This window comes from Vibrio makurazakiensis (assembly GCF_050337375.1).
GTDB lineage: Bacteria > Pseudomonadota > Gammaproteobacteria > Enterobacterales > Vibrionaceae > Vibrio > Vibrio makurazakiensis.
Map to the genome: position 1 here is coordinate 1 of NZ_JAKJSW010000392.1, position 2,164 is coordinate 2,164.

Annotated in this window: 1 protein-coding gene and 1 pseudogene; one reads left to right on the top strand and one right to left on the bottom strand. The window is 42.3% G+C overall.

Features of this window, described 5'->3' with window-relative positions:
* Positions 1–206 (bottom strand): annotated as a pseudogene (gene phhA / locus L4C33_RS21780) (phenylalanine 4-monooxygenase); the annotation flags it as partial.
* A 218-nt stretch (positions 207–424) separates the two neighbouring features.
* Between phhA and L4C33_RS21785 the strand changes: the two are divergent.
* On the top strand, positions 425–2,164 hold a 1,740-nt coding region (locus L4C33_RS21785; protein ID WP_428814473.1), incomplete at its 3' end, for an acetoacetate--CoA ligase.

Genomic DNA, 2,164 nt, shown 5'->3' on the forward strand with positions numbered 1-2,164 from the left:
AATAAAATACTATTAATATCAGGTAATTGAGGCACCTTGTCTAACGGCAAGTTCAGCGTATCCAAACCTTCAAGATAGGCACTACAAGCACGACCATTTACAACAGCAAGCTGCCTTGTTACCAGATCATGCCAAATCTTATCTTCTTCTTTGCTCCAATCTACAAATCCATCTGCACTTACTGGTTTGGAATGATACTTACTCATCACTCCCTCCTTTCCAATTGAGTTACATTAAGCCTATCTACTCACTTAGGTCATGCCAACGACTTGCTCATTATTCACCCAAAACCACCTGTAACATATTTTTTACATTTATCTTTTTTATTCTTATTTTTCAGCCATATATTTTATCTCGGTTATTTTGACTTCATCGAATTTTTTAACAAAACTAATACAAGTTTAGTTAAGACTCAGAGGGAACCATGCATTCTTTATCTCCAATTTGGTCGCCAACACCATCCCGAATAGAGCATTCGATTATGTTCAAATTCATCAAATACTTACGAGATCAGCAAGTCTACGTTGAAGACTTCCAACAACTACACCGTTGGTCAGTCGACAACAATGCATTGTTCTGGGATAAGGCATGGGATTTTTGTCATTTGCAAGGTAGCAAAAAAGGACCGATCACCGGTGACGGTAGAGCCAAATGGCAGCACTATTCAAAGAATCGAGATACGCAGTGGTTTGCTGAGTCAAAATTAAATTACGCTGAAAACTTACTCACTTACAGTACCCAGACACCCGATGAACAGGCGATCATTTTTTCCAACGAGTCAGGTGAAAGCCGTAATATGACCTGGGATGAACTGCACCAACAAGTCGCTGCTGTACAACAGTGGTTACAGGAGCAAGGGGTGTGTAAAGGAGATGTGGTTGCCGGCTATTTGCCTCACATACCAGAGACATTGGTAGCCATGCTTGCGACCACAAGCCTAGGAGTTATTTGGACTTCAACCTCTCCCGATTTCGGTATTGAAAGTGTTGTTGAACGCTTTGAACAAGTCTCTCCAAAGGTATTCTTTTGCTGTAATGGCTACGCCTTCAATGGAAAAGCCTTTGATATGAGGGCTAAGAACAAAGCCATTACCGCTCGCTTACCATCTCTAAACGCTCACTGTGAAATTCCCTATACAGCCAACGTTCCACTCTCTGAAAGTACAATAAACTGGAATGATATTTTAGATAAGCCGACTACAGCCCCACTAAAGTTCGAGCGGATAAACTTCAATGAACCCCTGTTTATCCTTTATTCCTCCGGCACAACCGGAAAGCCTAAATGTATCGTACATTCGGTTGGTGGGACATTATTGAACCATTTAAAAGAGCACCAACTCCATTGCGATGTTAAACCACACGATAGAGTTTTTTATTATACGACTTGTGGTTGGATGATGTGGAACTGGCACGTTTCTGCTTTGGCTAGTGGCGCAACTCTGGTGATTTATGATGGTAGCCCTGTTTACCCAAAAACCAGTGTCCTATGGGATCTCGCTGAACATAATAAAGTGACACTCTTTGGAACGTCAGCAAAGTACTTAGAAGCTCTGCACAAAGCGGAATACTCCCCGATCGCTCACCATGATTTAACGAGTCTTAAAACGCTCTGCTCCACCGGTTCAGTGTTATATCCAGAACAATTTGATTTCGTTTATCAAGACATTAAACAAGACTTACATTTAGCTTCCATTTCTGGTGGGACAGACATCTGTGGCTGTTTTGTATTAGGAAATCCAATCAGTCCGGTATTTCGTGGGGAGTGCCAAGGAAGCGGCTTAGGGTTGGACGTTCAAGTCATTTCCGAACAAACAACAGAATTGGAGCCCACTGCTACCAAAGAGCACATGGTCATTGAAGAAAGAGGTGAATTAGTCTGTGCGAACAGTTTTCCTAATCAACCTATTGGATTTTGGAATGACGACGGCGCTAAGTACCATAATGCCTATTGGAACAAATATGACGGGATCTGGCATCACGGAGATGATGTGATACAAACCAAAAACGGCGGCATGCTATTTTATGGACGCAGTGACACCACTTTGAACCCTGGTGGCGTTCGAATTGGGACCGGAGAAATCTATAGGCAGGTTAACGGGCTACCCGAAATAATCGACTCTATAGCGGTAGGAAAAATTGAAGGACAAGATGAGTCCATTGTACTC